Source organism: Streptomyces sp. a15, assembly GCF_059026085.1.
The window spans coordinates 1-4,075 of record NZ_JBWLKM010000187.1; the positions used below are offsets into that span (position 1 = coordinate 1).

General features: G+C 67.9%; 8 protein-coding genes and 1 pseudogene. 3 read left to right on the forward strand and 6 right to left on the reverse strand.

The window, feature by feature from the left end; all coding sequences use genetic code 11:
* A pseudogene (locus AC5P09_RS51265) lies at positions 1–131 on the forward strand (pectinesterase family protein); the annotation flags it as partial.
* 6 nt (positions 132–137) lie between these two features.
* Here AC5P09_RS51265 and AC5P09_RS51270 read toward each other — a convergent pair.
* The 5 genes from AC5P09_RS51270 to AC5P09_RS51290 all read right to left on the reverse strand — a co-directional run bounded on the left by AC5P09_RS51270 (position 138) and on the right by AC5P09_RS51290 (position 1,990).
* Positions 138–464 carry a hypothetical protein gene (locus AC5P09_RS51270; RefSeq protein ID WP_493880521.1) on the reverse strand — a complete coding sequence of 109 codons (327 nt, stop codon included), beginning with the start codon at positions 462–464 and terminating at the stop codon, positions 138–140.
* Positions 461–808, reverse strand: coding sequence for a hypothetical protein (locus AC5P09_RS51275; protein ID WP_493880522.1), 348 nt, complete (start codon positions 806–808; stop codon positions 461–463). Before AC5P09_RS51275 ends, AC5P09_RS51270 begins: the two co-directional genes overlap by 4 nt.
* Positions 809–943: 135 nt before the next feature.
* A complete protein-coding gene (locus AC5P09_RS51280; protein ID WP_493880523.1) occupies positions 944–1,165 on the reverse strand; it encodes a DUF397 domain-containing protein in 222 nt (73 codons plus the stop codon).
* Complete coding sequence (locus tag AC5P09_RS51285; RefSeq protein ID WP_493880524.1) at positions 1,149–1,664, reverse strand: DUF5753 domain-containing protein; 516 nt, start codon at positions 1,662–1,664, stop codon at positions 1,149–1,151. Before AC5P09_RS51285 ends, AC5P09_RS51280 begins: the two co-directional genes overlap by 17 nt.
* Before the next feature lie 113 nt (positions 1,665–1,777).
* Complete coding sequence (locus AC5P09_RS51290; protein WP_493880525.1) at positions 1,778–1,990, reverse strand: helix-turn-helix domain-containing protein; 213 nt, start codon at positions 1,988–1,990, stop codon at positions 1,778–1,780.
* A 185-nt stretch (positions 1,991–2,175) separates the two neighbouring features.
* Between AC5P09_RS51290 and AC5P09_RS51295 the strand changes: the two genes are divergently transcribed.
* Positions 2,176–2,496: a hypothetical protein gene (locus AC5P09_RS51295; RefSeq protein WP_493880526.1), complete on the forward strand. Its 321-nt coding sequence runs from the start codon at positions 2,176–2,178 to the stop codon at positions 2,494–2,496.
* A gap of 415 nt (positions 2,497–2,911) precedes the next feature.
* Complete coding sequence (locus AC5P09_RS51300; protein WP_493880528.1) at positions 2,912–3,460, forward strand: YciI family protein; 549 nt, start codon at positions 2,912–2,914, stop codon at positions 3,458–3,460.
* A 351-nt stretch (positions 3,461–3,811) separates the two neighbouring features.
* Here the strand turns inward: AC5P09_RS51300 and AC5P09_RS51305 are convergent.
* A partial coding sequence (locus AC5P09_RS51305; protein WP_493880527.1) for a hypothetical protein occupies positions 3,812–4,075 on the reverse strand: 264 nt, incomplete at its 5' end.

A 4,075-nucleotide genomic window follows, 5' to 3' on the forward strand; every position in this document is an offset into this window, starting at 1 on the left:
TCGCCGAGTACAAGAACACCGGCGCGGGCGCGGGTTCCGCGAGCTCGGACCGGCCTCAGCTGACGGACGCGCAGGCCTCCGGCCAAGAGGTGGCGGACTGGCTGGGGGACTGGACGCCTACGGCTTCCTGAGGCGGCTCACTGCCAGAAGACCTCGTCCACGACAATCTGCGGATCCTCCGTGCGGCGCACGAAGTCGTAGATCAGCCAGCCGTTTCCGTTGTCGAAGAAGATGATGCGGCGCCCTCTCAGATCGGTGGACCGCAGCGGGCGGACCTTCATGCCGGCGGGGAGGTCCGCATCGGCGTCGATGCCCCGGAAATAAGGATCCTCGGCCGTGACCAGTTCGGCGCGCACGGTGTCGATCACCTTCCGCACCTGCTCGGGCAGTGCATCGCGGGCGGCCTGGGCTTTGAGTGTCCAGTCCATCTGCCAGGGCGGCCCCATGAAGCCGTCACCGGTCACTGACCGGGCTCCAGCCGCTGTGCCTGGTGACGAATGTTGGACGACTCCTCGATGAGCGCCTTGGCCTCAGCGATGTCGGTGGACTCTGCCGCGCGGTGGTGGAGGCCGGTCACGTAGGCGTCCAGCTTCGGATCGCGGGCGATCGCGTACTCAACCCACCAGCGGGCCATGAAGGCGGGCACAGTACTGATGTCGTACGCGTCGGCGACGGCCCACTTCCAGTGCTCGTCGAAGTCCGGGAGGAGGTGCGGGGCGTCCTCGGCGATGGCCCTGCGCAGCGCCTTCGGAGTCCGCTCGGGCATGGGGGGGACGACCGGATCGGGTTCCGCAGCGTGGGTAGCCATGATCGTTGTCCTCCTCCGACGTGTCGTGTCTACGACCATAACCGCCCGCCCTTCTTGGATCAGTCGTTCGTGTCCTGGTCACAAGATCCACCGTGTTGGCTGCGAGGCCACGAAAGTCAGGAATTCCGGCAGGTATCACCCGAAGGTGTGCAGACCCGCCGCCCCCTTGACCCCCGCCACGAACTCGGACCAGGCAGCGGCCGAGAAGGCCAGCGGACGGGCCACCGGGGTCTTGCTGTCCCGGACAGGAACTATGCCGGCGTAGCCGTCGGCAACCTCGACGCAGTCGTTGGCTCCCCCTTCGCTGTAGCTCGACTTGCGCCACACGGCGGTGCTGAGATCAGGGGTGTGCGTCATGGTGTCTGTGCTCCTCTAATACGTCCCTGATGAACGCGAGCGAGTCCGACGGGGACAGCGCCAGGTCGCGGAGCCGATCGTAGGACAATCGCTGTCGCAGAACCTCGTCCGGATCCTCGATCAACCGACTGCAACCGTTGCCTTCCTTGTAGGCAACGGCGCTTCCGTCCCTCTGCCACAGCAGGGTCAGCGACCCGTTCATATGGTGGTGCGCGCCCGCTGAGAACGGGAGTACCTGCAACGCCAGATTGGGCCACATCCCAGCGGCTTCGAGATGAAGCAGCTGGCCGCGCCACGTCTTGCCCTGGGCCGCGGGGCGCCGAAGCGCGAACTCGTCCATGATGACGCGGATGTCGGGCTCAGGCTTCTGCCGCAGGACGTACTGCCGTCCGAGCCGTGCCGCCACCTGCTCCTCGACGGCCTCGTCACCGTCAGCCGTTGTCTGGGCCCCAGACAACACTTCCCGGGCGAAGTCCTCGGTCTGCAGAAGCCCAGGCATTTCCCGGCGTGAAGAGCCACATGACCCGCGCCGTCGACTCCAGCTTCATGTACTCCTTGTATTGGTCCTTGAACGCGTCCAGCCGCGCCGAGTGCCAGTGCCGAACCAGCAGGTCACCGGCCCCGTAGTACCCGTTCCAGGTCCTCCATGACCGTCACCTTGGACAGCCGCTCACCGGACTCCAGCCGACTCAGGTAGCTCTTGTCGTATCCGGTGTCGTCGGCGAGTTGCCCCAGCGACTTACCCGCCTTTTCCCGGAGGAACTTCAGCGTTCGGCCCAGCACGGCCCGCCCCGACTCCCGCTCCCCGTCAACCACTTCGGCCACGTCACCCCTCCCCGTTGCCTGGCGCTCCAGACAACACCGAACCTCTTCCGCAGAGTACGTCGCAGCAGTGACGATGGAGACACGAACGGTAATCACCGCTCGTCACGACCACCGCCACGCAAAGACCCCCGCGACCGATGCTGCTCGGTCCGGGGGCGTGGCCGACGCTTACAAGGAGCGCCGACATGCGCGAACGTATCGCGGGACTCTGCGAGTTGCTACTGCTGGCACTCGTACGGGCGCTGTTGCCCGCAAAGGGCCGCCATCGAGCCGCCCCGGCCCAACGGACCCTCCAGGACACGGTGTTGGTGCCCGCACAAGTCGGCCGCCCGCTCGACGTATGGCCCTTCGAGCCCGACGACCAGCTCGTACGCCCGTACCTCCTCACCCCGGAAGAACGCCGCGAGCGAAGGCTCCAACGGCAACGGCGCCGAGCCCTGTGGCTCGCCGTCCACGGCATCGACGTTGGCCCGCGCCGGATCCACGGGATGGAGGTCTCCGCGTGAGCGCCTCCGAAGAACCGCTGACTAGCAACGACCTCCGTCTGCTGCCCTGGACCACCCCCGACGGCAAACCCTGCTACCTCCAAGGCCGGCGAGCGAGCCGTGCGCTTCGCTCTGACCAGGGCGGCGGAATGTCTGGCGGACGTTCTCCGTATCGCGGTCAGTCGCGGCACACGTATCCCCGGGAGCGAACGGTGAACGTCGAGCCGAGGGCATGGCCTTCCGGGCCACGGAGGGGAGCGCCTACGACGCCGACAACCGGCCCGTTGAGTGTGCGACATCCCGTGAGTTCTCTTCAGTCCCGCTGAGTCATCAAACTCGTCGCGACTCCGCAGGGGCCCTGCTGGAGCAGGCCACCGAGTAGCCATCGCAGTGAAACCTGCTCGACCTGGTTACCTCCGTGAAGAGATCCTTGGCCATGGAGTTCCTCTGTTACCACCGCGACCGGCCCGGCTCCCTGCCGCTGCGTGACGAGCTGTTGGAAGAGCATTGGTCCTATATGGATCGGTACGCGAAGGAGATGATCGCTCGAGGCCCGACCCTCGCCGACGACGGCGACACCCCCACCGGCAGCGTGCACATGGTCAACCTGCCCGACCCCGCCGCTGCCCGCGCGTTCGCCTTCGACGAGCCGAACTACCAGGCCGGCGTCTACCGGGACGTGCTGCTGCGACGGTGGCGCAACACACTGGGGCGCACCATGTGGGACTTCCCCGGCGGCCGGACCGGCGGCAACCGCTACCTGGTGATCGGCCTCGGCACGGGGCAGGCTGCCGACCTCACGGTGCCGCCCGACCGGGAAGAGCCAATCGCCTACGGGCCACTGCTGTCCGACAACGGCGCAACCTGGCTGGGCACGGCGGCATTGGTCCGGGCGCCGGACCCGGACACGGCACGCGCCATCCTGACCCCGGACCGGTACGCCGACATTGAGGTGCGCAACTGGCAGTTCGGCGGGCGGCCGTGATGACCAAGAAGGTCCAGGCCGACGTCACCGCCGAAGCCCTTCAGGTCGCTCAGCATCCTTGTGTTCCACCCGAACTCACGGCTTCCTCTGCCTGACGCACACAGGCGGACCCGTGGGCCCGCATCAGCCGACGCCCTTCGCCGTGCGCAGATGACCACCGACCTCGTCCCCGGAACACCAGCCAAGCCAGTGCGGCGGTCACCGTCGAGGGCACCGCGACCGGCCGCTCACTCGGCGGCCCAGTCGGCGTTCGCGCCGCAGACGATCAGGCACGGCAGGTCCCCGGGCACCTGGCCGACCAGCCACGCGGCGAGTGGGACGGCGGCAGCCGGTTCGACCGCGGGGGACCCTTCAGATCCGGAGAGTCAGCGTGTCGTCTCCGCCGCGTGCGGCCAGCACCCCCGGCATCGGCCCCGCCAGCCGCGCGTACACCCCGCCCCGCGCCATCAGCTCCGCGTGCGACCCCGCCTCCACCAGCCGCCCCTCGTCGACCACCAGGACGCGATCCGCGTCCGGCGCCAGGCTCAGGTCCACCCCTTGGACCGACATGAGCGGCTTCTCCTGGAAGGACGACCGCTTCGCCGAGTACAAGAACACCGGCGCGGGCGCGGGTTC

What these genes read in the sequence shown, in the direction of transcription:
- AC5P09_RS51285 (WP_493880524.1), bottom strand. Translation starts at nt 1,664, where the DNA reads ATGCCTGGGCTTCTGCAGACCGAGGACTTCGCCCGGGAAGTGTTGTCT.
- AC5P09_RS51300 (WP_493880528.1), top strand. Translation starts at nt 2,912, where the DNA reads ATGGAGTTCCTCTGTTACCACCGCGACCGGCCCGGCTCCCTGCCGCTG.
- AC5P09_RS51280 (WP_493880523.1), bottom strand. Translation starts at nt 1,165, where the DNA reads ATGACGCACACCCCTGATCTCAGCACCGCCGTGTGGCGCAAGTCGAGC.
- AC5P09_RS51295 (WP_493880526.1), top strand. Translation starts at nt 2,176, where the DNA reads ATGCGCGAACGTATCGCGGGACTCTGCGAGTTGCTACTGCTGGCACTC.
- AC5P09_RS51275 (WP_493880522.1), bottom strand. Translation starts at nt 808, where the DNA reads ATGGCTACCCACGCTGCGGAACCCGATCCGGTCGTCCCCCCCATGCCC.